This window comes from Emticicia oligotrophica DSM 17448 (assembly GCF_000263195.1).
Lineage (GTDB): Bacteria > Bacteroidota > Bacteroidia > Cytophagales > Spirosomataceae > Emticicia > Emticicia oligotrophica.
Map to the genome: position 1 here is coordinate 2572170 of NC_018748.1, position 23753 is coordinate 2595922.

The 23753-nt window shown below is 36.7% G+C and carries 23 protein-coding genes; 12 read left to right on the forward strand and 11 right to left on the reverse strand.

Going from position 1 to position 23753, the window contains the following annotated elements; genetic code table 11:
- Positions 1-97: 97 nt before the first annotated feature.
- The 5 genes from rplK (at position 98) to EMTOL_RS10755 (ending at position 3198) form a co-directional block, all read left to right on the forward strand.
- A complete protein-coding gene (gene rplK, locus EMTOL_RS10735; RefSeq protein ID WP_015029305.1) occupies positions 98-535 on the forward strand; it encodes a 50S ribosomal protein L11 in 438 nt (145 codons plus the stop codon).
- 154 nt (positions 536-689) lie between these two features.
- Positions 690-1388: a 50S ribosomal protein L1 gene (gene rplA / locus EMTOL_RS10740; protein WP_015029306.1), complete on the forward strand. Its 699-nt coding sequence runs from the start codon at positions 690-692 to the stop codon at positions 1386-1388.
- Between the two features lie 2 nt (positions 1389-1390).
- Positions 1391-1924: a 50S ribosomal protein L10 gene (gene rplJ, locus EMTOL_RS10745; protein WP_015029307.1), complete on the forward strand. Its 534-nt coding sequence runs from the start codon at positions 1391-1393 to the stop codon at positions 1922-1924.
- A gap of 92 nt (positions 1925-2016) precedes the next feature.
- The gene (rplL, locus tag EMTOL_RS10750; protein ID WP_015029308.1) at positions 2017-2400 is read left to right on the forward strand and encodes a 50S ribosomal protein L7/L12; all 384 of its coding nucleotides are present in this window, start codon (positions 2017-2019) and stop codon (positions 2398-2400) included.
- Between the two features lie 156 nt (positions 2401-2556).
- Positions 2557-3198, forward strand: a complete 642-nt coding sequence (locus EMTOL_RS10755) for a hypothetical protein (RefSeq protein WP_015029309.1) — start codon at positions 2557-2559, stop codon at positions 3196-3198.
- A 43-nt stretch (positions 3199-3241) separates the two neighbouring features.
- On the opposite strand, the gene EMTOL_RS10760 is transcribed toward EMTOL_RS10755, so the two are convergent.
- The 3 genes from EMTOL_RS10760 to mraY form a co-directional block, all read right to left on the reverse strand.
- A complete protein-coding gene (locus EMTOL_RS10760; RefSeq protein WP_015029310.1) occupies positions 3242-3889 on the reverse strand; it encodes a peptidoglycan recognition protein family protein in 648 nt (215 codons plus the stop codon).
- Positions 3886-4401 carry a YciI family protein gene (locus tag EMTOL_RS10765; RefSeq protein ID WP_015029311.1) on the reverse strand — a complete coding sequence of 172 codons (516 nt, stop codon included), beginning with the start codon at positions 4399-4401 and terminating at the stop codon, positions 3886-3888. The genes EMTOL_RS10760 and EMTOL_RS10765 overlap by 4 nt, the downstream gene beginning before the upstream one ends.
- A 136-nt stretch (positions 4402-4537) precedes the next feature.
- Entirely contained in the window at positions 4538-5758 is a 1221-nt protein-coding gene (gene mraY / locus EMTOL_RS10770) for a phospho-N-acetylmuramoyl-pentapeptide-transferase (protein ID WP_015029312.1), read from the reverse strand.
- 220 nt (positions 5759-5978) lie between these two features.
- Here mraY and EMTOL_RS10775 point away from each other — a divergent pair, with 220 nt between their 5' ends.
- The gene (locus tag EMTOL_RS10775; RefSeq protein ID WP_015029313.1) at positions 5979-7496 is read left to right on the forward strand and encodes a zinc-binding dehydrogenase; all 1518 of its coding nucleotides are present in this window, start codon (positions 5979-5981) and stop codon (positions 7494-7496) included.
- Positions 7497-7741: 245 nt separating this feature from the next.
- Here the strand turns inward: EMTOL_RS10775 and EMTOL_RS10780 are convergent, their stop codons facing one another.
- Positions 7742-8713, reverse strand: coding sequence for an AAA family ATPase (locus EMTOL_RS10780; RefSeq protein WP_015029314.1), 972 nt, complete (start codon positions 8711-8713; stop codon positions 7742-7744).
- Between the two features lie 75 nt (positions 8714-8788).
- Positions 8789-9664, reverse strand: a complete 876-nt coding sequence (prmC, locus tag EMTOL_RS10785; protein WP_015029315.1) for a peptide chain release factor N(5)-glutamine methyltransferase — start codon at positions 9662-9664, stop codon at positions 8789-8791.
- 88 nt (positions 9665-9752) lie between these two features.
- On the opposite strand from prmC, the gene ribD reads away from it, so the two are divergent.
- From ribD to EMTOL_RS10810, 5 genes are all read left to right on the forward strand, one after another.
- Complete coding sequence (ribD, locus tag EMTOL_RS10790; RefSeq protein ID WP_015029316.1) at positions 9753-10727, forward strand: bifunctional diaminohydroxyphosphoribosylaminopyrimidine deaminase/5-amino-6-(5-phosphoribosylamino)uracil reductase RibD; 975 nt, start codon at positions 9753-9755, stop codon at positions 10725-10727.
- Between the two features lie 125 nt (positions 10728-10852).
- A complete protein-coding gene (gene proC, locus EMTOL_RS10795; RefSeq protein WP_015029317.1) occupies positions 10853-11653 on the forward strand; it encodes a pyrroline-5-carboxylate reductase in 801 nt (266 codons plus the stop codon).
- A gap of 204 nt (positions 11654-11857) precedes the next feature.
- Positions 11858-13330, forward strand: coding sequence for a TolC family protein (locus EMTOL_RS10800; protein ID WP_305953222.1), 1473 nt, complete (start codon positions 11858-11860; stop codon positions 13328-13330).
- Positions 13331-13404: 74 nt separating this feature from the next.
- The gene (locus EMTOL_RS10805; RefSeq protein WP_015029319.1) at positions 13405-14802 is read left to right on the forward strand and encodes an efflux RND transporter periplasmic adaptor subunit; all 1398 of its coding nucleotides are present in this window, start codon (positions 13405-13407) and stop codon (positions 14800-14802) included.
- Positions 14803-14954: 152 nt separating this feature from the next.
- Positions 14955-15941, forward strand: coding sequence for an NAD(P)H-dependent glycerol-3-phosphate dehydrogenase (locus EMTOL_RS10810; RefSeq protein WP_015029320.1), 987 nt, complete (start codon positions 14955-14957; stop codon positions 15939-15941).
- 179 nt (positions 15942-16120) lie between these two features.
- On the opposite strand, the gene EMTOL_RS10815 is transcribed toward EMTOL_RS10810, so the two are convergent.
- The 5 genes from EMTOL_RS10815 to hflX form a co-directional block, all read right to left on the reverse strand.
- Positions 16121-16399 (reverse strand): hypothetical protein, encoded by a 279-nt coding sequence (locus EMTOL_RS10815; protein WP_015029321.1) that lies wholly within the window; start codon positions 16397-16399, stop codon positions 16121-16123.
- Between the two features lie 4 nt (positions 16400-16403).
- Positions 16404-16796 carry an HIT family protein gene (locus EMTOL_RS10820; RefSeq protein WP_015029322.1) on the reverse strand — a complete coding sequence of 131 codons (393 nt, stop codon included), beginning with the start codon at positions 16794-16796 and terminating at the stop codon, positions 16404-16406.
- A 71-nt stretch (positions 16797-16867) separates the two neighbouring features.
- Positions 16868-17767, reverse strand: coding sequence for a TIGR01777 family oxidoreductase (locus EMTOL_RS10825; protein WP_015029323.1), 900 nt, complete (start codon positions 17765-17767; stop codon positions 16868-16870).
- 99 nt (positions 17768-17866) lie between these two features.
- Entirely contained in the window at positions 17867-20245 is a 2379-nt protein-coding gene (gene rnr, locus EMTOL_RS10830; RefSeq protein ID WP_015029324.1) for a ribonuclease R, read from the reverse strand.
- A 16-nt stretch (positions 20246-20261) separates the two neighbouring features.
- Positions 20262-21512, reverse strand: a complete 1251-nt coding sequence (gene hflX / locus EMTOL_RS10835; RefSeq protein WP_015029325.1) for a GTPase HflX — start codon at positions 21510-21512, stop codon at positions 20262-20264.
- Positions 21513-22275: 763 nt separating this feature from the next.
- Between hflX and smpB the strand changes: the two genes are divergently transcribed.
- Positions 22276-22731, forward strand: a complete 456-nt coding sequence (smpB, locus tag EMTOL_RS10840; protein WP_015029326.1) for an SsrA-binding protein SmpB — start codon at positions 22276-22278, stop codon at positions 22729-22731.
- An 82-nt stretch (positions 22732-22813) separates the two neighbouring features.
- Here the strand turns inward: smpB and EMTOL_RS10845 are convergent, their stop codons facing one another.
- The gene (locus EMTOL_RS10845) at positions 22814-23725 is read right to left on the reverse strand and encodes an OmpA family protein (RefSeq protein ID WP_305953223.1); all 912 of its coding nucleotides are present in this window, start codon (positions 23723-23725) and stop codon (positions 22814-22816) included.
- Positions 23726-23753 lie beyond the last annotated feature (28 nt).

Genomic DNA, 23753 nt, shown 5'->3' on the forward strand with positions numbered 1-23753 from the left:
TTCGAAACCAATGACCAAAGTAAATAGAGTTTGTTACCTTTATTTACAGCCGTCAGATTCTTTTTTTAACAACATTCCTTAAAACATCTGAAAGACAATGGCGAAAGACATCGCAGGTTATGTGAAACTTCAGGTAAAAGGCGGTCAAGCAAACCCAGCACCACCAATTGGTCCGGCATTGGGTTCAAAGGGCTTGAACATCATGGAATTTTGTAAGCAATTTAACGCACGTACTCAAGATAAAATGGGTATGGTTTTGCCAGTAGTAATTACTTATTACACTGACAAGTCGTTCGATTTCCAAATCAAAACTCCACCCGCTGCTATCATGTTGTTGGAAGCAGCTAAAGTAAAGACTGGTTCTGACCAACCAAACCGTAAGAAAGTTGGGTCGGTTAGCTGGGATCAAGTGAAAACAATCGCTGAAACCAAAATGCCAGACTTAAATTGCTTTACTGTTGACTCAGCAATGAAGATGATTGCCGGTACTGCTCAAAACATGGGTATTACAATCACTGGCAACAAGCCGTTTTGATGAACTAGAATGTTGAATAAAAAATGCAGAATGGGTTTCCCATTCGCATTTTAAGTTCAAATTCAAATTTCTGATGAACCTCTCGCTTCGGCGAAAATTATTTTTTCACTGGGAGTTAGAATTAAATTTCTAACGCTAAAACCAAATTAAGCCAATGGCAAAATTAACTAAAAAAAGAAAAGAGGCGAATGCTAAGTATGACGCTACAAAAGCTTACTCGTTGACAGACGCAGCAGGTATTTTGAAAGAAGTAGCATACACAAAATTTGACTCATCTGTGGACGTACACGTTCGCCTTGGGGTTGACCCTCGTAAAGCTGACCAAATGGTTCGTGGTGTAGTTGCATTACCACACGGTACTGGTAAAACTGTTCGTGTTTTGGTTCTTTGTACACCAGATAAAGAAGCAGATGCGAAAGCAGCAGGTGCTGACCACGTAGGTTTAGACGAATACATCCAAAAAATCGAGCAAGGTTGGACTGATATCGATGTAATCATCACAATGCCAACTGTAATGGCAAAATTAGGTAAGTTAGGTAAAATCCTCGGTCCTCGTGGTTTGATGCCAAACCCTAAGTCTGGTACAGTTACTTTGGATGTTGCAACGGCCGTTAAAGAGGTGAAAGCTGGTAAAATCGACTTTAAAGTTGACAAATCAGGTATTATTCACGCTTCAATTGGTAAAGTTTCATTCTCACCTGAGAAATTGGCTGAAAACGCCAACGAATTGATTCAAACTTTGTTGAAATTGAAACCTTCGTCTGCAAAAGGTACGTACGTGAAAGGTATTTCACTTGCAAGCACAATGGGTCCTGGTATTCAAGTTGACAAAACAACCATTAATGGATTGTAATCATGACAAAAGAAGAAAAAGGAGCAATAATCGATGAGCTTGCAGAGAAGTTTGCGAATACACCTTACTTCTATATCACTAATGCATCTGGTTTAAACGTGGGTAAAACCAACGAATTACGCCGTCTTTGCTTTGAGCGTGGTATAGAGTACCGTGTAATCAAAAATACTTTGATTAAGAAAGCTCTCGAAAGAACAAATACTGACTACTCATCATTTGATGGTACTGTATTGAAAGGTTTCTCAGGTGTGATGTTCCACCAAGAGTCGGGCAAAGTAGCTGCGAAACTTATCAAAGATTTTCTTAAAGCTAATAAAAACAGCATCACCCTTAAAGGTGCATCAATTGATTCAAGCTTATTCATCGGACACGACCAATTAGATACGTTGTTGTCGTTGAAATCAAAGCAAGAATTGGTTGGCGAAGTTATTGGCTTATTGCAATCACCTGCCAAAAATGTTATTTCTGGCTTACAAAGTGGTGGCAACAAATTGGCTGGTATCCTCAAAACTCTTTCAGAGAAAGAGGCAGCTTAATCTGCGGACAATCGTTCGCATACAGTTGACAATAGTCAACTACTAAAATTTATTATTTATTTTTTGTAAAAAACTTTTTAAAATCTATAAAAATGGCAGATTTAAAAGCATTCGCAGAACAGTTAGTAAACTTGACTGTAAAAGAAGTAAATGAGTTAGCTCAAATTTTGAAAGATGAGTATGGTATCGAGCCTGCAGCTGCTGCTCCAGTAATGGTTGCTGGTGCTGTTGGTGGTGGCGATGCTGCTGAAGCTCCTGCAGAGAAAACATCTTTCGATGTAGTTTTGAAATCAGCTGGTGCAAACAAATTAGCAGTTGTTAAATTAGTTAAAGACTTAACTGGTCTTGGCTTGAAAGAAGCTAAAGAATTAGTTGATTCAGCTCCAAAACCTTTGAAAGAAGGTGTTGCTAAAGACGAAGCTGAAGGTTTGAAAAAATCTTTAGAAGAAGCTGGTGCAGAAGTAGAGATCAAATAATTTTGATACTATTCGGGAAACCGATGTTTCGGTACACCGATTTCTTATATTTCACAACGTCGGCAAGGTTTTAAACCTTGCCGACGTTTGTTTTTATACGCAAAAATTTTTTCTTAGATTTTGAATGATAAGTTATAAATATAATATCTAATATCTATGAAATCCCACACTGAAAAATTAGAAGCTAAGGCTAAGTTTCACATTTATAATCGAGGTATAAATGGGGAAGATATATTTAAAGAAGAAAGAAATTATAACTACTTTCTCGAAAAATATGCTTTTTTTATTCAACCAATTGCAGATACGTACGCCTATTGCTTACTAAAGAAGCATTTTCATGTGGCCATCCAAACAAAATCTTCAGAAGAAATTGTAAAATTCTATTTAGAAACTCATCCTGAGAAAAAAACAGTACCTTCTGTTTATAAAATAATCAGCCAGCAATTTGCTTCTTTTTTCAATAGTTATGCCCAAGCAATCAACAAATCTTACCAAAGAACGGGTGGCTTGTTTGAAGAACCTTTTCGCAGAATTTTAATAGATAATGACAACTATTGGGCTGAATTGATAAGTTATATTCACACTAACTCAGAAAAGCATGGAATGGTGAAAGATTTTCGAAACTACAAACACTCGTCTTATCATTCACATTTATCTAAAGCTCCGACTAAATTGAAGAGAGAAGAGGTAATAAGTTTATTTGGTGGTGAAGATAAATACAAAGAGTTTCATATTAACAAACAGGCACTGCTGAACTTAGAAAAATACATGATTGATTTTGATTATGTGACGCCCTAAAAAAACGTCGGCATGGTTCAAAACCATGCCGACGTTAATAATTTCAAGGCTTTTTCTTCAAATGTTTAAACTTAGCTCTGAGTTTATTCATAAATTCATCCCCAGGGTCAAATTTAATCGTTTGATAATTAGGGTCAGTTTCTTTCCAAATATCAGAATCTTTAAACTTAGTATATTCGTGATGCCCTATTAAATATTTAATTTTATATTTCTTCTTTAATTGCTTAATCAATAAATAATTTGCTCTAAACTGTTCTTCTGTAAGTGGATTTGCACTGCCATCTCCCACATTTTCAATACCAATGGCACAGTAGTTCAGTCCAATTACATGGCGAGCCAAAAGCGTGTCGGGCATAAGATGATAAACAGTGCCATCTCTATCAATTAAATAATGAGCCGAAACATTGAGTTGACTAGCATTTTGTAATTCTTTTCGAGTATTAGGTAAGGTTGATGAATTAAAAGCTAGAAAAGACTTTTCAAATGTTGGAATGGCCGTCCAGTGGCAAACAACCATTTTGGGGCGAATCGCTGGAGTTTTTTGAGAAATACCGTGTCTGTCTTTTAGATATTCTACTGATAAAGCCTGCCTGAGCGAATCCCAGATGATTGGTTTTTCTACAATTTTAAGTTTCTGAGCTTGAACTGATAGACCTATAAAAACTAAAATACTTATAAAAAAGCTTCTCATGGCTGTTTTTGAGCGATTTTTCTGTGTAATTCAGGAATTTTGAGCATAGCTGCCGAACCATACCAGGGATGAAGTTCCATCATCAATGAGCCTGCTTTAATGGCGGGGTCGGTTTCGCATAGTTTTTGTGCTTCTTCGATAGTTTTTACATCAAAAATATAAATTCCCTTCAGGTCAGTATCATCGGTGAATGGCCCAGCGACTACTAATTTACCTTCATCAGCTAATCGACCTATATTTTCCATGTGTGCTTTTTGAAGATTGATTGCCGTAACAGAATCTATCATTGAGCGTAATGGACCTTTCTTCAAAAGGGCCATTACGTAATTTTTCATCCCATATTCGTCAGGATTTAGTTCGGCTACTAAAACGCTATCAATTTCAAAACTATTTTCTGTGGAGTCGGTAAGTACAGTTCGTTTTTTTTCAGGAACTAAACAGCTATAAGAGCTTGCTGAAATAAAAAGTACGATGATTGTACGCAGGATATACGATTGCTTGAAAGATTGCATAATGGTGAATTTTACGAGGAATAACCGTTTCAAAGATAGAAATAAAATTAAGAATTATGGTGCTAGAAGTAGAAACAAAAAACTTCTTCTGAGCAATCAAAAGAAGTTTTTGTCTAAATAATTATGTCTAAATAGCTTATCTTAATTTTAAAGTAACCAAACAAGCTACCGCTAATATGATACCGATAATCCAAAAACGTGTAACAATCTTGGCTTCGTGATAGCCTTTCTTTTGGTAATGATGGTGAAGTGGCGACATCAAGAATAAGCGATTTTGCTGGGCATATTCAAGTCCATGGCGACGACGTTGATATTTGAAATAACTTACTTGTAAAATCACCGAAAGATTTTCAATCAAAAATATTCCGCACATTACCGGAATCAATAGCTCTTTTCTAAGAGCTAAAGCCAAAACAGCAATTACGCTTCCAAGCATCAAACTCCCTGTATCGCCCATAAAAACTTGGGCAGGATAAGCGTTATACCACAGAAAACCAATGCAGGCTCCCACAAAGGCGGCACAGAAAATAACGACCTCCCCTGAATTCGGAATCATCATGATATTTAAGTATTGTGCAAACACTTTATTACCAGAAAGATAAGCAAAAACAGCCAACGTAAGCCCAATAATAGCAGAAGTTCCTGCGGCTAAGCCATCAATACCATCAGTGATATTGGCTCCGTTGGAAACCGCTGTGATGATAAAAATTACTACCAAAACATAAGGTAACCAAGCCAAACTTTCGGGTAAAAAGCTACCAAATACTTGATAGTCAATTTCATTATTTTTAAAAAATGGAACGGTTGTCGTAAGCGAATGAGCATCAGTATATTTTTGAATTTCACCCACTGCTGTAGCTATTTTACCTTTTTCATAAACTCTGATTTTTACGTAGTCATTGAAATAAAGAGTTAGGCCTACAATTAAACCTAAACCAATTTGACCAATAACTTTAAATCGACCTTTTAGCCCTTCTTTGTCTTTCTTAAAAACTTTGATATAATCATCGGCAAAACCAATGCCGCAAGTCCAGATTGTAGCAATGATTAAAAGTACGATGTAAACGTTATCTAACTTTGCAAATAATAATACTGGAATTAGCAATGATGCCAAAATAATAAAGCCACCCATGGTAGGAGTTCCCTTTTTTTGCATTTGCCCTTGTAGGCCAAGGTCACGGATAGATTCACCAATTTGAAGACTTTGTAATAATAAAATGATACGTTTTCCGTAGATTGATGCAATCAATAAAGAGAAAACAATTGCTCCCATCGCACGAAAAGAGATATATTGGAATACACCCGCTCCTGGGAAATCAAAAACTTTGTCAAGGTAAGTAAATAAGTAGTAAAGCATAAGGACATTCGAATTTATAGGAAAGTACCCGCAAAGATACTTTTTTTTGAAAAGTTAAGAAATAAATGCCTAAAAAAAGTGAAAAATGAGTTGATTATTTACGTTTTTTGCTTTTTCAACACCGTTTTAAAATTGAAGCTAAAAAGTGAAATATTGTTTAATCCTTGTTTTACTCGAAAGCCCATACGTTTTTGATTAACTATTCAACAAAATAAAAACAATGAAAGCTCTCCTTTGTAAAGAATTCGGAATGCCCGAAACACTCGTATTAGAAGATATCGAACCTCTAAAAGCCGAAGCGGGTAAAGTGGTTATAAGTGTAAAAGCTTGTAGTGTAAACTTTCCAGATACTTTGATAATTCGTAACCTTTATCAGTTTAAGCCAGCTTTGCCTTTTTCGCCGGGGGGTGAGGTTTCGGGTTTAGTGAAAGAAGTAGGAGAGGGGGTAAAACATCTCAAAGTTGGAGATAAAGTTTTTGCTATGACTGGTTGGGGTGGAATGGCAGAAGAAGTATTAGTAGATGCTCGAAGGGTATTTCCAATGTTGCCAAAGATGGATTTTGTTACAGCAGCTTCAGTGATGTATAATTATGGAACATCTTATCATGCCTTAAAAGACCGTGCTGAACTTAAATCGGGCGAAACATTACTTGTACTTGGTGCGGCAGGAGGCGTAGGTTTAGCCGCAGTAGAATTAGGTAAACTCATGGGAGCAAAGGTAATAGCAGCAGCCTCTTCTGATGAAAAATTAGCAGTTTGTAAAGAAAAAGGAGCAGATTTTACGATAAATTATCTTACCGAAGATTTACGTGAACAAATAAAAACGATTACCGAAGGAAAGGGTGTAGATGTTATTTATGATGCCGTTGGCGATAAGTTTGCTGAGCCTGCTCTTCGTTCAATAGCTTGGAAGGGGCGATATTTGGTAGTAGGGTTTGCCGCTGGAGAAATTCCAAAGATACCTTTAAATCTGGCATTATTGAAAGGTTGTGCAATTGTGGGTGTTTTTTGGGGTCAATTTGCTGAAAAAGAACCAGCTCAAAATTTCAAAAATATCCAAGAATTGGCAGGGCACTTCATGCAAGGTCGCTTACGCCCGCACATCCATAAACTATATACATTGGAAGAAGCTGCCGAATCATTGAATGATTTGATGAATAGAAAAGTGGTGGGTAAAGCCGTAGTAGTAACTTCAGATGAAGTAAAAATGCCTATTTATGCACAATTAGAGTCGAAACAACCAGAAGTTAAGGCGGAAACAACTCCTGTGAAGTCTCAAGAGATGTTGATTTTTAAGGATATTGAAGCTTTAAAAGGATATGTTGGTAAAGAACTCGGAACATCAGAATGGCAGATACTCACACAAGATAAAATCAATGCATTTGCTGCTGCTACTTTAGATGACCAATGGATTCACGTGGACGAAGAAAAAGCCAAACTTTCTCCATTTGGAAAAACCATCGCTCATGGATTTTTATCATTATCGTTTTCGCCAAAATTTATGTACGAAATGTTTAAGGTAGAATCAGCAAAAATGGGCTTAAATTATGGTACAAATAAAGTGCGTTTTATTTCTCCTGTGCCAGTAGGTAGTCGTGTACGTATGAAAGCAACTTTAAAAGAAGTAGAAGATATGCAGCCAAGCGGTGCAAAATTGATTATTGATGCAGTTTTTGAGTTGGAAGGTTCAGAAAAACCTGCTTGCGTCGCAGAACTTTTAAGTGTGATTTATGAGTAATTAAATATTAAACATGAGTCATCCCTGATTTCTGAAAGACCGCAAGGAATAATTTAATTGAAGGATTTGGTCATTTCCGTCAATTGAAACTGACGGAATCATAGGAATAAAAACAAATTTGACTTTAGCTAAGCAATATATTTAGGCTAAAGTCAAATTTATTAGTGTAAAAATATTTGTCAGTTAAGGAGGCAATGTGCCGTGCTTCTTTCAAATTTAGGTATAACTTAATGTTTAAACTAGAATTACCTGCCAATCGCTACACGTTTCAATACATTATCAATCACTTCGTGGGTAGTGAGGCCATCGGCTTCAGCTTCGTAATTGAGAATAATTCGGTGGTTGAAAACATCGTGTACTAATGCCTTAATATCTTCAGGCAATACATAATCACGTTCATCAAAATAAGCAAGTGCTTTAGCCGCTTTGTAAAGAGAGATACCCGCACGTGGCGAAACACCAAATTGAATGTAACGAGCTTCGTCTTTCAGTCCATATTCGGCTGGGCGACGAGTGGCAAAAACTAATTCTATAATGTAGCGTTCGAGCATCTCAGAAATCGTAATTCTATTGATTTCTTGCCCGATAGCCTCAATTTCGTCTTTATTTAAGATTTGTTTTGGCTCGTAATTATCGTTGATATTTGAAATTTTTCTGACCATTTCTAATTCATCGACTTTGTTAAGATAATCAACAAAAACTTTCATCATAAAACGGTCAACCTGAGCTTCCGGAAGTGGATATGTTCCTTCTTGTTCAACAGGGTTTTGGGTGGCCATCACCATAAATGGTCGGTCGAGTTTATACGATTCATCTCCAATCGTAACCTGCTTTTCAGCCATTGATTCTAAAAGTGCCGATTGCACCTTTGCTGGGGCACGGTTTACCTCATCAGCCAAAATTAAGTTGGCAAAAATTGGCCCTTTTTTTACCTCAAAATCACCTGATTTTTGGTTGTATATCATCGTACCAACAAGGTCGGCAGGGAGTAAGTCTGGAGTAAACTGAATGCGGTTAAAGCCTAAGTCAAGTACCTTCGCTAATGTATTGATAGTTTTGGTTTTAGCTAAGCCCGGTACACCTTCAAGCAAGATATGTCCACCTGTAAAAAGGCCTATCAAAAGGCGATTTACAAGTTTTTCTTGACCAATGACTACTTTTCCAGTTTCAGCAAAAACATCTCTTATTTTTTTGTGTAAAAATCTTGAGCTTTCCATATTTATTGTGGCACAATTTTCTAAATTGTGTTTTATTAAAACGTGAAGATAGCAAAAAGCATTAAAAGCTCGCCATTATTCTGCTTCTTTTTTGTGCAGAATGGCACTTACAAATCTATCTTTTTGGTGAATATCTTTAATAATTTCAACCTCCGAAAAGCCTTTTTTGAGAAAAACTTCGGCTGTTTCCGTGCCTAAAGTTTCATTTATTTCAACCGCAACTAATCCATTATTTGTTAGGTTTTCGCAGGCAAAATCGGCTATTACTTCATAAAAGATGAGCGGGTCTGTATCTTCAACAAAAAGAGCTAAATGTGGCTCGAAATCTAAAACATTTTCTCGCATTTGCCTAATTTCTTGGCGTGTCACATAAGGCGGATTACTTACGATAATATTGAATTTCGGAAATTCAATCGTCGAAGTTTTATAACTAAGAATATCAACTTTTTGAAAATCTACATTGGCCTGATTGAGTTCAGCATTTTTAGTAGCAGTTTCCAATGCTCTTTCAGAAATATCATAGGCCGAAACTTGGTAATTTGGTAATTCTTTTGCTAATGAAATAGCAATACAGCCGCTTCCTGTACCAATATCAAGTAGTTTGGGAGTATTATTGCTTTCTGAAAGCAAGTTTTGTTGTTTATCAACTACAAATTTGACCAGCTCTTCAGTTTCGGGCCTTGGAATAAGTACCGAATCATTAACAAAAAATCTTCGTCCATAAAACTCGGTTTCTCCTAAAATATATTGGATTGGCTCTTGTGTATTCAATCGTTCAACGATGCTGTTCCAATCAATGACTTTTTCAAAAGATTTATCGCTGATAATATCAATTTTTTTTAGCCCCAAATAAAATTCTAATAACCAAAATACTATTTCTTTTGCTTCTTGTGTTTCGTAGGCCGTAATTTGCTGGAGCAAATTATCGAATAAATTTTTGCTTGATTGCATACCTTTGTATTGGATTTACTAAGAACTCAAAGTTCGTAAAACATTTGTTGCAAAATTATTCATTGATTCACTCATTCACTAATCAATATTGACTACCGACGAAAAATATATGACAAGGGCTTTGCAATTGGCCGAAATTGGCCGAGGCAATGTGAGCCCAAACCCAATGGTGGGTTGTGTAATTGTGCATAATGATTCGATTATTGGGGAAGGATGGCATCGAAAATATGGCGATTGGCACGCTGAGGTAAATGCTGTTAATTCAGTAGCTGATAAATCTTTACTCACTGAATCGACAGCCTATGTAACCCTTGAACCATGCTCACATTTTGGGAAAACCCCTCCTTGTGCCGATTTATTGGTCAAGCATCAACTGAAAAAGGTGGTTATTTGTAACTATGACCCTTTTCCCTTGGTGGCAGGAAAAGGTATTCAAAAATTGAAAGATGCAGGAATTGAAGTTGTTACTGGGATTTTAGAAGAAAAAGGTAGGGAATTAAATGCAAGGTTTTTTACGCTTGTAGAGAAAAAACGCCCCTATATCATTTTGAAATGGGCAGAAACCATTGATGGATTTATTGCGGGTGAAAACTTTGAACAAGTAAAAATAAGCAATGCACTTTCACACAAATATTCGCACAAGTGGCGAAGCGAAGAAGATGCCATCATGGTTGGTACTAACACCGCACTTTATGATAACCCCAGATTAAATGTGCGGGAGTGGTCTGGACGGAATCCAATTCGTTTGATAGTCGATAAAAATCAACGTTTACCTCAATCGCTTCATGTATTTGATGGTTCGGTGAAGACTATTACCCTTACCGACCCGCTTGACTGGGAGGTTTATGAACAAGAAAAAATTCAATCAATCATTGTTGAAGGAGGGGCAAAACTCATTGCAAGTTTCATTGAAGCCAATTGTTTCGATGAAATCAGGGTTTTTCGTAGCCCAAAGCAGTTGAAAAAAGGTATTTTAGCCCCAATTTTACCTAAAAATATCTCCATTGTATCACGTCAGTTCTTGAATGAAGATGAGCTAATCATTTACAAATCAGATAAATAAAGAATCTACCTTAGTATTTCTAAAACCTAGAAGTTATTTTTGTAATTCGGTGAAAGAGCCTTCCCTAAAAGGCTCTATTTTTCTAAATAAAACGTTCCTCTTTTAGGGTTAAGAGACCTGTTATCATGAAAATAGCGATTGTAGGCTGCGGAAATATGGGTATGGCTTTTGCACGCTCATTTTTGCAGTATGATTTAGTAAAGAAAGAAAACTTACTTCTTATCGAAAAAAGCCAAGAGCGTAGCGAAACGCTCCGAGCATCGAAAGAAGGTATTGTAGTGAGTGTAATTAATTCACAAGTTGCTGATTATGAGTTGATTATTCTTTCGGTAAAACCACAAGACTTTGCTTCTGTTCAAGACGAACTCCGCTCAGTAATTAAGCCTCATCAGGTTATTCTTTCCATTATGGCGGGTGTGCCAATGTCGAAAATTCAAACAGTACTCGACCATAAATTGGTAGTTCGTGCAATGCCTAATACGCCTGCCATGTTAGGAATGGGAATTACGGGCTTTACGGCATCACCTGAAGTAGATGCTCCCAAACTCCGTAAAGTTGAAAATCTAATCAATGCAACTGGGCGTTCGGTGTATTTAGAAGACGAAAGCATGATTGATGCTGTAACGGCGTTGAGCGGAAGTGGGCCAGCTTATTTTTACTACATTGTAAAACACATGATTGAAGCAGGCAAGAAAATGGGATTCGATGAAGGAATGGCAAGTTTATTAGTTAAACAAACAATGTTAGGTTCGTATCATCTCATTAATAATGCCGAACAGAGCCTCGATGATTTAATAAAAGCAGTAGCTTCTAAGGGAGGAACCACTGAAGCGGCTTTGCGTACATTCGAAGAAAATCATATTCCAGAAGGAATTTCGAAAGGAATTTTGGCTGCTGAAAGTAGAGCTAAAGAACTTTCAAAATAATAAAGATAAAGACAGAGGGCTTCGCACAAAGCGAGGCCTTTTACTTTGCTTGTTCATTTGTCTTCCCTTGCTTTTGCACCTCTAAACTATAATAAAACCGCTTATCCATTTCTTATACCTCGTATATACGAAACTTTCGTAAGATTGTTGTGTCAAAGCGAGCATTGTGCCTAATGCTTTGTGTATAAGAATCTTATCATGCTTATGAAATTAGCTAAAATTTTACTTTCAACACTTCTTATTGCCCATAGTTTTGCTTTCGCACAGTCGTCGGCTGTGTCAGGAAGTGGTGATAACCGTAGTGCAGGCGATAAAATCTCCTTACAAGATGCCATTGATTTTGCTTTAAAGAATAATCTCTCGATTAAGCAAAATAATCTTCAAGTTGAGCAAGGGCTTAATACCTTTGAACAATCAAAATGGGCGAGGTATCCTAACTTAAATGCAGGAACAAATTTTAACCTTTTTTCTGGTCGAAATATTAACCCATATACCAATGGTATTATTACAAACACCGTTGGCTCGAATGGTTTTGGTTTGAGTAGTGGCGTGACTTTATTCGATGGGTATCAGACACGTAATGGTATTGCCTTAAATCAATTAAATCTCGAAGCTTCTCGTTTAGACTTACAAGCCATGAAAAACCAGATTACGCTCAATGTAATTGTTGGTTACCTGAATGTACTTTCACAAGAAGATTTATTGGCTGTAGCACAACGCCAAATGGAAGTAACGAAAACCCAGTTGGAGCGTACACAAAAATTGGTAAATGCAGGTTCTTTACCAGAAACGAATCTTTATGATATAAAGGCACAATTAGCAAATGATGAATTAAGTGTAGTTAATGCAGAAAATTCGATTGTTTCGGCTAAACTCACACTTCGACAAATCATGAATATTACTGCCGACCGAGACTTTGAAGTGATTCGAGTAGCAGTACCGAATCCTAATATTCAGCCTTATCCCAATACTCCCGCACAAATTTTTGAGATTGCTCAAGGTTATTTAGCTGATGTACAAGCAGCAGATATGCGTGTGAAAGCCGCCCAAAAATCGGTAGATATTGCGAAGGGTCTTAAAATGCCAGTGGTTTCGGCCAGTGCCAATCTTAATTCAAGTTCTACTACTGCAGCAGAAAAGGTAAGTGTTACACAGAAAATTGTAGAAACAGAAGCTGGTTATGTGAATGTGGCAGGAACCAGATACCCAGTAATTGCCTATTTGCCAACTTCGGCGTCTAGCTCTGAGAAAATTCCTTATTTCCGTCAGCTTACAGGTAATGCGAATGCATCCTTGGGTTTAAATGTTCGTGTGCCTATTTTTAATGGTTATAGCACGAAATTTAGACTAACAAACGCTCAAATTCAAAAGAAACAATCGGAAGTTCAAGCAGAGAATGTTCGTTTACGTTTGCGACAAGATATTGACCAAGCCTACGTAAATCTCAATAATTCAGCCAAACGATATTCTGCCATTGGCAATCAAGTAAAAGCATTTGAAGAGTCATTCCGTGCGGCAGAGGCGAAATTTAATGTTGGTTCATTAAATGCTTTAGAATATAGCATTGCCAAATCAAATCTAGACAGAGCAAGAAGTAATGAAATTCAAGCGAAATATGACTATATTTTCCGTATTAAAATTTTAGATTTCTACCAAAACAAACCACTTTCATTTTAATTAAGTATTTGGTAGTCAGTATTTAAAAATTATAGACAAGGCGTCCATTGACGGTGGACTAAATAAATTTATCAATGAAAAAATCTAATAGAATTTGGTTGATTTTGGGCGGAATCGTGGCCCTTCTTGTAATATTTTTGCTTGTAGCAAAATCGGCTGGTTGGATTGGTAAAGAAAAACCAACTGAAGTTGAGTTTGTGAAAGCCAGTAAATCAGATATTACCGAAACAGTTTCGGCTTCAGGCAAAATTCAACCAGAGGTAGAAGTAAAAATCACGCCTGACGTACCGGGTGAAATTATTGCTCTTTACGTAAAAGAAGGCGATTCGGTAAAAAAAGGTCAACTTTTATTAAAAATTCAGCCAGAAAACTATATTTCAATTACGCAACGTGCCGAAGCGGTGGTGAATCAAACCAAAGCAAGTGCTGAGCAAGCAAAATCAACCATTGCTCAATCAGAAGCTCGTTTGGCAAGAGTACAAATGGAATACAATCGCCAAAAGAAGCTATTTGAAGATAAAGTAGTTTCTGCCGCTGATTTAGAAGTAGCCGAGACTAACTTAAAAGTTGCTCGTCAAGATTTAGAAGCAGCTAGAGCCAATGTTGAAGCCGCCAAGTATAACGTAAAAAGTGCCGAAGCAGGTTTGAAAGATGCTTCTGAAAACTTGCGTAAAACGAGTATCTATGCCCCAATGAGCGGTATAGTTTCGAAATTAGCCGTTGAATTAGGTGAAAGGGTAGTTGGTACATCGCAAATGGCAGGTACTGAAATGCTTCGCATTGCGAACCTTAATAACATGGAGGTTAGAATCAATGTAAATGAAAATGATATCGTACGCGTGAGTTTAGGCGATACGGCCATGATAGATGTCGATTCTTATGCCATGACAGGTAAGAAATTTAAAGGTATCGTAACCGAAATTGCTAATACAGCTAATGGTTCGGGAACTGCAGTGGCAGCCGCATCGACTGATGCCGTAACTGAATTTGAGGTAAGAATTAGAATCCTACCAGAATCTTATCGTGATTTAGTTGATCGTAAAACCCGTAAAGTATATCCTTTCAAACCGGGAATGACAGCCACAGTAGATATTATTACTGAAAAGAAAACAGGTGTATTAAGTGTGCCTATTGCTGCCGTAACAACTCGCGGAGCTAATGATGCTACCACAACCGAAAAGAAAGATGGTGACAAGAATGAAGCTGAAAGTACACAAGAATCAAAAACTACTAAGAAAGACAAGCCTAAAGAAGTAGTTTTCGTACATGACAAAGACAAAGTGAAAATGCGTGAAGTAAAAACAGGTATAACTGATACTTCTGCTGGTACAATTGAAGTAATTAGTGGTTTGAAAGAAGGAGAAGAAATTGTTTCAGGGCCATTCGTAGTTGTTTCGAAAAAACTGAAAGATGGAGATGTTGTTACTAAGAAAGTAGAGAAAAAAGAAGATAAAGAGAAGAAGAAAGATTAAGTCAGTAGGTAAACTTTCTGATTCATCAATCATAACTAAAAGAGATTGCTATTCGGCAATCTCTTTTTTATTTCGTAGCTTTTGTTTTACTTCGTGAATCAATTTGAGGAAATCAACAAACAAAACAGACTGGAAGAACGGTTGGTACTGATATGAAAATAACGGTAATTGGTGGAGGAAGCTGGGCAACGGCCATTGTAAAAATATTAAGTGAAAGTAATGTGCAAATTAAGTGGTGGATGCGTTGTGCTGCTGATGTAGAGCATATCAAAAAGCATCACCATAATCCACATTATTTGAGTAGTGTTGAGGTACATCCTTCAAAAGTAAAACCTTATACAAATCTAAAAGAATCGCTTCGTGGCTCAGATTGGGTTATTCTGGCGGTTCCAGCTGCTTTTGTTGCTGATGCTCTTAAATCTGTATCTGCTGTTAATTTGGCTGATAAAAAAATCATTTCGGCAATTAAAGGAATGATTCCTTCTACCAATCAGCTTGTTACCGACTGGCTGGCTGATAATTATGAAGTTTCGCATCATAATATGGGTATTATTGCAGGCCCATGTCATGCCGAAGAGGTGGCTTTAGAAAAACAATCATACCTAACAATTGCTTCGCCTAATATTGAATTAGCAACTGAATTTGCTGAAATCATGCGTTGTCGCTTCGTAAAAACCTCAGTTTTAGGCGATATTTATGGCGTAGAATACGCCGCCGTAATGAAAAACATCGTGGCATTGGCTTGTGGAATTACACATGGTTTAGGAGGGGGCGATAATTTTCAGGCAGTAATGGTTGCTAATGCCATGCAGGAAATCAAACGAGTGGTAGATACTATTGCTCCAATGGAACGAGATTTGAGTGCTTCGGCTTATTTAGGCGATTTATTAGTAACCGCTTATTCACAATTTAGTCGAAATCGTACTTTTGGTAATATGATTGGTAGGGGATATAGTGTAAAAGCCGCTCAACTCGAAATGAATATGATTGCCGAAGGTTATTATGCCGTAAAATGTATTTTTGAGATGATGGAAAAATACACGGTAGATATGCCAATAACAGATTTTGCCTATCAGATTCTCTACAAAAACGCTTCTTTAAAAAAGCAATTTTCAATTTTACAAGATAAATTGAAGTGATATACTTTCGAATTTGTAAGAATTTTGCACCGAAGATGACGCTGAAAAAACAACGCTGATTTTAGCAGATATTGCTCGAAAATGTAAATTTTAGCTTGGTATATAAAGCAAAAACCATTTTTCTGTATAAGCAAAGTAGAGTTTTTCGCTGCCTGAGCGTAGCCGAAGGCAGCGAAAAATTACTTACTCAAAAACCTTGAAACCAAGAACACCACACCCGAAATAATACCTTGTACACTCGTAAGTACCCCCACACTCATGTTTGATTTTGCATCTTGAATGGTGCTAAAATGATGAGCACTTACACTTAAAGATACCAGTATAATTCCGCTTAAAATAGCTGTAATAAGGCTTTTCATGAAATCAGAAATTTTAGGATTTCTACGAAGCAAAAAAATACTCCAAAATGATAATGCTAAAGGCAAAATCGCAATAATAATGGCGTAAACTAGTTCCATATTTTTAGTTCAAAAAACTTCTGATTTTAGCGGCAGTTTCGGCTAATTCTTCTTGACTTGGTTTTAATTTATGATTGAAGTTCATATCGTTCATGCTATTCATCGGAATCAGATGTACGTGAGCATGCGGAACTTCCAAGCCGATTACTGCAACTCCTACACGCTTGCAAGGAATGGCTTTGCGAATGGCAGGTTCAATTTGCTTGGCAAAAGCCATTAAGCCTAAATAATGGTCGTCTTCGAGGTCGAAAATATAGTCTATTTCTTTTTTAGGTATTACCAATACGTGTCCAACTGCACATGGAAACACATCTAAAAAAGCAAAATATTGGTCATTTTCTGCAATTTTATGGCAAGGAATTTCACCTGCAACGATTCTCGAAAATATTGAAGCCATAATAAGTTCTAACGGGGTCGCCCGTGCGATTTTAAATCCTGAATTCTGAGTTAATTTCTGCTGTCTGTGAACTATAATAAATCGCTCAAGGCATCAGTAATGTTTGTAAAATTATATTGAAAATCGGTTTCTTCCGAAAGCCTTTTATTCAGCACAAAGTTACCACCAGTAACGACAATTCCCATTTCTCCGAAAACTAAATTTAAAGCAAAACTTGGTACATTCGGTAACCAAAGAGGTTTATGCAATATTTTTGCTGCAGTTTTTGTCATTTCTTCATTGCTTACAGGATTAGGTGCTACGGCATTATAAGGGCCATTCATATTTGCATCTTCAATGGCTTTTACAAAAATTCGACAAAGGTCATCTATATGAATCCACGACATAAATTGTTGGCCACTGCCAAGTGCAGCTCCCACACCATATCGAATCGGTTGAACTAATTTAGGTAGAGCTCCACCTTTTTCGCTTAAAACGATACCAATTCTGATAAATACTTTCCGTTCTGCATTATTGAGTTTTTGAGCATGAGATTCCCAAAGTTTGGTACATTCGGCTAAAAAATCATTTCCTGCGGGGCTGCTTTCATCAATTTGCTTGGTGCCCGTATCTCCTCCGTAAAAACCAATCGCTGATGCTGAAATAAAGCCTTTTAATTGAATGTTTTTTTCTTGTAAATACTTGTCAATCAAATCTATTGGCTGAATTCTCGAATCAATGATTTCTTTCTTACGTGCATCTGTCCATCTACTATCTGCTATTCCTGCCCCTGCTAGATGTATCACATAATCGGCTTTTTCTAAAGCACCTTCTTCAATAAAACCTTGCTGAATATTCCATTGAAAAACATCTACTTGAGAGATTGGCTCTTTCTTTCTGCTCAAATAAGATACCTTATGCCCCTTTTCGATGAGTAATTCAGTAAGTCGATGCCCAATCATACCTGTGCCGCCTGTTATTAGAATATTCATTGTTTTGCGAATTTTATTTCATAAAAAAAACAGGTAAAGTCAAAACCCTACCTGTCTAATTAACTCTTTAGTGCTAGAAATGTTTCGATTGAAACAAAGCTATTTTTTTCGTCGCTTGCCCTTATTTTTATCGGCCGATTTTTGGCGTTTAGGGGCTGTTCGTTCTCTTTTTCTTGGGCCAGATTTCGCACTTACTGCATCTCTCTGCCCTCTATTACTACGGCGAGTGTTACTCGATGGCATGGTTTTCCCTTCTAAACCTACCAATTCTAAATCCATGCTTCTTCTATCTAAGTCAGTACCTTTGACGATAACTTTTACGGTATCACCAAAATTAATTACTCGACCAGTGCGTTTGCCTACTACTCGATAATTATCTCTGTCCCATTCATAGTAATCATCTTTTAAGTCGGCTAAGCGAACCATACCTTCGCAATTTGTAGTGGTTATTTCAACGAAAATGCCAAAATCAGTTACACCTGTCACAACACCGCTAAAGACCGTTTTGCGGTCTTGTAGGCTCATGAATTCCACTTGCTTATATTTGATAGAAGCTCTTTCAGCTTCGGCGGCAAGTTTTTCACGATCAGATGAGTGCTTCGACTTTTTCTCAAATTCATCTCTTGAAACGTTTCCAAAATCTTTTGGTGAGGCTGTCAGATAATGGTGTAAGAGTCGGTGAGCCATCATATCTGGATAACGGCGAATTGGCGATGTAAAATGACTGTAATGGTCAAATGCTAAACCAAAGTGCCCCAAAGACTCCGTTGTATAGCGAGCTTTCGACATTGTGCGAACAGCCAATTGTTCCAAAACATTCTGAACTGGAGTGCCTTCTACCTCCGACATCATTTTGTTCATTGAATTCGATAATGATTTATCAGAATCTGTGCGAATTGAGAAGCCAAAGCGACCCGCAAAATTGGCAAAGTTTTGTAGTTTTTCGGGGTTTGGTGGTTCGTGTACACGATAAACCATGGTTGTTGAGTGCTGAGTTTGGCTTTCTTCACTCTGTTTACCTTGTTTTTTGCCGCCAAGTTTAAATACAAACTCTGCCACCTTTTTATTGGCCAAAAGCATAAACTCTTCAATCAGTTTATGGGCGTCTTTCCTAATTTTTAGAACTACACCAAGTGGTTTTCCTGTTTCATCAAGTTTAAACTTTACTTCATTAGTTTCGAAGTTAATAGCTCCATTACGGAAGCGTTCTTTCTTTAAAATTTTCGCTAAATGATTCAGCGTATGCAGCGGAAAACGATATTTTTCAAGAATTTCGTTGGGTTCCGTAATCGGATTCAATACATCACCTTCCTCATTTTCTAAAACCTCTTGAGCTTCCTCATAAGTAAATCTTTTATCAGAATGGATAATCGTACGGCCAAACCACTCACTTATTACTCGCCCATCGTGTGTCATTTCAAATACTGCCGAAAAGGTAAGTTTATCTTCATTGGGACGAAGCGAACAAAGGTTATTCGAAAGCTTCTCAGGAAGCATCGGAATCGTACGGTCAACTAAATAAACGGAGGTAGCACGATTATATGCTTCTTCTTCCAGTCGGGTTCCCTCACGAACGTAATGCGTTACATCGGCAATGTGTACGCCTATTTCAAAATTATGATTTTCTAAAACCCTAAAGCTGAGAGCATCATCAAAATCTTTTGCATCATGGGGGTCAATCGTAAAAGTTAGGATATTTCTAAAATCTCTTCTTTTCTTGATTTCCTCTTCGGTGATAACTTCAGAAATAGCAGCAGCTTCTTCTTCGATTGCCTTATCAAATCTGATTGGCAAACCAAATTCGGCAAGAATTGCGTGCATTTCTGCGTTATTTTCACCCGATTTTCCTAGAATTTCAATAACCTCACCCGTTCCTTGTTGTACATTGGTCGGATAAGTCAAAATTCGTACAATAACTAAATCGTCTTTGGTAGCACCCTTAATTTTATCTTTCGGTACGAAAATATCATCGTGTAGGTTTTTGTGGTCGGGGTGCACGAGTGCATAATTACCAAAAGTCTGAATCTTACCTACAATTTCTTTTCGTCCACGTTCGATAATTTCAATGATAGCACCTTCGGGGTTATCACCTTTTCTATAAAATTCACCGTAAACGGTTGCTTTCACTAAGTCTCCGTCAATGGCACCTTTCATGTCGTCGGCACTTACCCAAATATCAGGTTTAGTTTCATCGTATCTGATAAATCCAAAGCGTGGATTCACGTGGTCAAGGCGGCCAACCACAGAGTTGGCATTGACATCAACCGTATATTTACCTTTATCTATTTGATATATTTTTCCTTCTTCGAGCAAATCCTCTAAGAGCATTCCGTAAAGTGCTTTTTCTTGCTTGTTTTTTACATCATAATGAGAAAAAAGGTCTTGTAAAGTATATGGATGCTCACTATTGACCGAAAAGAAAGCGAGAATTTCTGCCTTCATTTGGTCATAATATGATTTTTGTTTGTTTTTTGTCATTTGAATTGTTAAATAATTACTCTTGTACAACTCCCTGCCAGTCGTACAAAGGGTTTTGTGTTGGGTCCCAATTCGGATAAATCAAGAAGTGTTTCTCTTGAATTTTCTGAATCAATACATCACGTAAATCTGCTAGATTTTCTTTGTGCTCGGCCGAAATAAAAACCACATTTTCGGTGTTTTTTTTCAGATAACTATTTTTTAGTCGGTCGAGATTTTTCTGAAGAAGATTTTCGTCAATAGTTGTTAGATGTTCATCAAGATTATCTTCAGATTCGGGCTTAAATAAATCTAACTTATTGAAAACCAATATCATTGATTTTTCAGATGCACCAATTTCTGCTAAAGTAACATTCACTACTTCAATCTGTTCTTCGAAAGATGGGTGTGAAATATCAACCACATGAATTAAAATATCTGCTTCACGAATTTCATCAAGCGTAGATTTGAATGATTCGATGAGTTGTGTTGGTAGTTTTCGTATAAAACCAACGGTATCAGTTAGCAAAAATGGAATATTTCCTAAAACTACCTTTCTTACGGTAGAGTCAATGGTAGCGAAAAGTTTATTTTCGGCAAATACTTCTGTTTTGGCCAAACGCCTCATCAGCGTTGACTTCCCAACGTTTGTATAGCCTACTAATGCAACACGCACAAGCCGACTACGTTCTTTTCTTCGGGTAAAACTCTGTTTGTCAATCTTTTCGAGTTTATCCTTCAAAAAGGCAATACGGTCTTTTACGATACGTTTGTCAGTCTCTAATTCTTTTTCACCAGGGCCACGCATACCAATACCACCTTTTTGACGGCTAAGGTGAGTCCACATACGCGTAAGGCGAGGCAAAAGATATTGATATTGTGCTAGCTCTACTTGTCGTTTGGCTTGGTCAGTTTGTGCACGTTGTGAAAAAATATTTAGAATCAATAAACTGCGGTCAAGGATTTTTATATCCTGAAACATCATTTCCAAGTTTCTCACTTGTGGAGCCGTGAGGTCATCATCAAAAATGATACTATCAACAGGATTTTCTATTAACCAAACTTTTATTTCTTCTAATTTTCCCTTACCCACAAAGGTGCGTGAGTCGGGGCGTTCGAGTCTTTGTGTAAAGACACGTTTTGTGATTACACCCGCCGTAGTTGCCAAAAACTCCAATTCATCGAGATACTCTTTTGTTTGTTCGGCATTTTGTTTTTGTGTAATCAGACCTACCAGTATGGCACTTTCTTGCTGCTTGGCGGTTGAAAAAATGGGTGACTTAAGCAATTTTAAAAAAAAATTTATAAATAAAAATAAAACTAGCAATCGAGGAATATTGATTGTTACTCAACTGCACTCTATTAAATATAAGAAAAAATATTTGAAATTCCAAATTTTGTCGTAAAGTAGGAATAAATTCTTCTATACAACTTCCTTGTAAGCATCAACGAAATAACCAAACTGTATTGTTTTTGCAATTTTGATATAGTAAGTTTCTGATTATTAGATATTTATATTTTTTATATGCTGCACAATGAGTTTTCATGAGTTTTTGGCATACTTTTCGTTATTGAAATAGAAGTTTTCAAAATAAATATATTCATTGATAAAAGATATTTAACGAATTTGAAACTTAAAAAATGAAAATTTTTGTTTTAAGGTAGTGTAGAATGGATCTGTTTTTAAAACAAAAAATTAAAAGCAAAGCTTAAATTAATGCCTTTTAGAGAAGAAAAATAAAACAATATTTTTTTTATCCTAAAAATATTTAACTTTGCTTTAGGAAGTTTCCGAATTGGAAACCCCAAATAGAGGTTTATTTAAGTAAATCTCACTCGAAGTCGAATCCAATTATAGAGCTTATACATGGATTATTAGGAAAGCACGTAAGTCGGAATCCCTGCCACTATTTTTGAGGTAGGGATTTTTTATTTGTAACTTTGTTGGAAATTAAAAGGGGCGTCGTGCTATTAGTTTTCGAAGAAAAAAGGTAAATTAGAAATTATCAATTAATTAGGGTATTATTAAAAGCTAAAAGCTTTAGGAAGAAATGGCAGAAAAAGCAGCAAAAAAAATAGATGTAAGCAATAAAAAAGCAAGTTTTGAATTTTTCTTTTTAGAAAGATACACCGCCGGTATGGTTTTGACAGGAACAGAAATTAAATCTATTCGTTTGAGTAAATTTAATATGACAGATGCTTATTGCTTTTTTATTAATGGTGAATTATACGTAAAAAACCTAAATATCTCGAAATACGAGCAAGGTACGCACTACAACCATGAGCCTTTGCGTGATAGAAAACTTCTATTGCAAAGAAAAGAACTAAAAAAATTAGCCAATAAATTAACCGATAAGGGATTAACGGTAATACCGACTCGTCTTTTTATTAATGATAAAGGATTAGCGAAGCTAGATATTGCATTGGCAAAAGGAAAGAAACTTTATGATAAAAGAGATAGCATCAAAGAACGAGATGTTGCTCGGGAGCGAATGCGTGAAAGCTGATGACGTACAGACGTATTAAAAAAAGCGAAGTCGGTGAAAATTAATTTTCACCGACTTCGCTTTTTTATTGACATTGAATCAATTACTTTTTATCTGGATTCAATAATTCGTAGAATTGATCAAGTTTAGGCATTAAGATAATGCGAGTACGACGATTTTTTGAACGGTTTTCAGCCGAATCGTTGCTTACAAGTGTATTGTACTCTCCTCTACCCGCTGCAATAAGTTTGTTCGGGTCGATGCCGAAGTTTTGCTGTAATGCACGAACAACAGAGGTAGCACGTTTCACACTCAAATCCCAGTTGTCATCAATACAATCTGTTTTGATAGATACGTTATCAGTATAACCTTCAACCATTACTTCTAGGTCTGGTCTTGATTTTACGATTTGTGCAATTTTGTTCAATACTGCATTTGCTTTCGATGAAATACGTGAGCTGCCTGTGCTGAACAACATTTTGTCAGAGATATTAATCATTACCACAGTTTTGTCAACTTTCACTTCTACATCTTGGTCGTCAAGACCTTGATTCAACACGCTTTTCAAGTTTACAGCTAAAGCTAAGTTGATAGAGTCAGCTTTTGTACGTGCTGCTTGCAACATGTTGATGTACTTGTCTTTTGTTGCTAATTGTGAAAGCGTCTTGTCGATATTATCATTAGCTGCTTTCGATAATACTGTTAAGTTTCCAACTTGCTCAACTTGCTTATCGCGTAAGCTTTTTAAATCAGCAATTTGTTCTTTTAAATCTTTGATTTGTTGGTCGCGTTGTTGGACAGTAGCTACAGTATTATTTTTCTGTGCTTCTGTATCTTGTTGTAGCTTGCTCATACGCTCAAGTTTATCTTTATAGTCTTGTACAGAATCTCCGCACTTAACTAAGTCTGACTGAGCTTTATCGTATTGAGCTTGTAAAGCTGTAAGTTTTTTCTTGGCTACGCATGAAGTCAGCGATAGTCCGACAAATAAAACGAATAGTGGTTTGAACGACATTTTCATACTATTAAATTATCCTAAATTG

Bases quoted from the DNA above. Each gene is read 5' to 3' on its own strand.
- rplK (WP_015029305.1), top strand. From the start codon at position 98: ATGGCGAAAGACATCGCAGGTTATGTGAAACTTCAGGTAAAAGGCGGT.
- rplA (WP_015029306.1), top strand. From the start codon at position 690: ATGGCAAAATTAACTAAAAAAAGAAAAGAGGCGAATGCTAAGTATGAC.
- rplJ (WP_015029307.1), top strand. From the start codon at position 1,391: ATGACAAAAGAAGAAAAAGGAGCAATAATCGATGAGCTTGCAGAGAAG.
- rplL (WP_015029308.1), top strand. From the start codon at position 2,017: ATGGCAGATTTAAAAGCATTCGCAGAACAGTTAGTAAACTTGACTGTA.
- EMTOL_RS10755 (WP_015029309.1), top strand. From the start codon at position 2,557: ATGAAATCCCACACTGAAAAATTAGAAGCTAAGGCTAAGTTTCACATT.
- EMTOL_RS10760 (WP_015029310.1), bottom strand. From the start codon at position 3,889: ATGAGAAGCTTTTTTATAAGTATTTTAGTTTTTATAGGTCTATCAGTT.
- EMTOL_RS10765 (WP_015029311.1), bottom strand. From the start codon at position 4,401: ATGCAATCTTTCAAGCAATCGTATATCCTGCGTACAATCATCGTACTT.
- mraY (WP_015029312.1), bottom strand. From the start codon at position 5,758: ATGCTTTACTACTTATTTACTTACCTTGACAAAGTTTTTGATTTCCCA.
- EMTOL_RS10775 (WP_015029313.1), top strand. From the start codon at position 5,979: ATGAAAGCTCTCCTTTGTAAAGAATTCGGAATGCCCGAAACACTCGTA.
- EMTOL_RS10780 (WP_015029314.1), bottom strand. From the start codon at position 8,713: ATGGAAAGCTCAAGATTTTTACACAAAAAAATAAGAGATGTTTTTGCT.
- prmC (WP_015029315.1), bottom strand. From the start codon at position 9,664: ATGCAATCAAGCAAAAATTTATTCGATAATTTGCTCCAGCAAATTACG.
- proC (WP_015029317.1), top strand. From the start codon at position 10,853: ATGAAAATAGCGATTGTAGGCTGCGGAAATATGGGTATGGCTTTTGCA.
- EMTOL_RS10800 (WP_305953222.1), top strand. From the start codon at position 11,858: ATGAAATTAGCTAAAATTTTACTTTCAACACTTCTTATTGCCCATAGT.
- EMTOL_RS10805 (WP_015029319.1), top strand. From the start codon at position 13,405: ATGAAAAAATCTAATAGAATTTGGTTGATTTTGGGCGGAATCGTGGCC.
- EMTOL_RS10810 (WP_015029320.1), top strand. From the start codon at position 14,955: ATGAAAATAACGGTAATTGGTGGAGGAAGCTGGGCAACGGCCATTGTA.
- EMTOL_RS10815 (WP_015029321.1), bottom strand. From the start codon at position 16,399: ATGGAACTAGTTTACGCCATTATTATTGCGATTTTGCCTTTAGCATTA.
- EMTOL_RS10820 (WP_015029322.1), bottom strand. From the start codon at position 16,796: ATGGCTTCAATATTTTCGAGAATCGTTGCAGGTGAAATTCCTTGCCAT.
- EMTOL_RS10825 (WP_015029323.1), bottom strand. From the start codon at position 17,767: ATGAATATTCTAATAACAGGCGGCACAGGTATGATTGGGCATCGACTT.
- rnr (WP_015029324.1), bottom strand. From the start codon at position 20,245: ATGACAAAAAACAAACAAAAATCATATTATGACCAAATGAAGGCAGAA.
- smpB (WP_015029326.1), top strand. From the start codon at position 22,276: ATGGCAGAAAAAGCAGCAAAAAAAATAGATGTAAGCAATAAAAAAGCA.
- EMTOL_RS10845 (WP_305953223.1), bottom strand. From the start codon at position 23,725: ATGTCGTTCAAACCACTATTCGTTTTATTTGTCGGACTATCGCTGACT.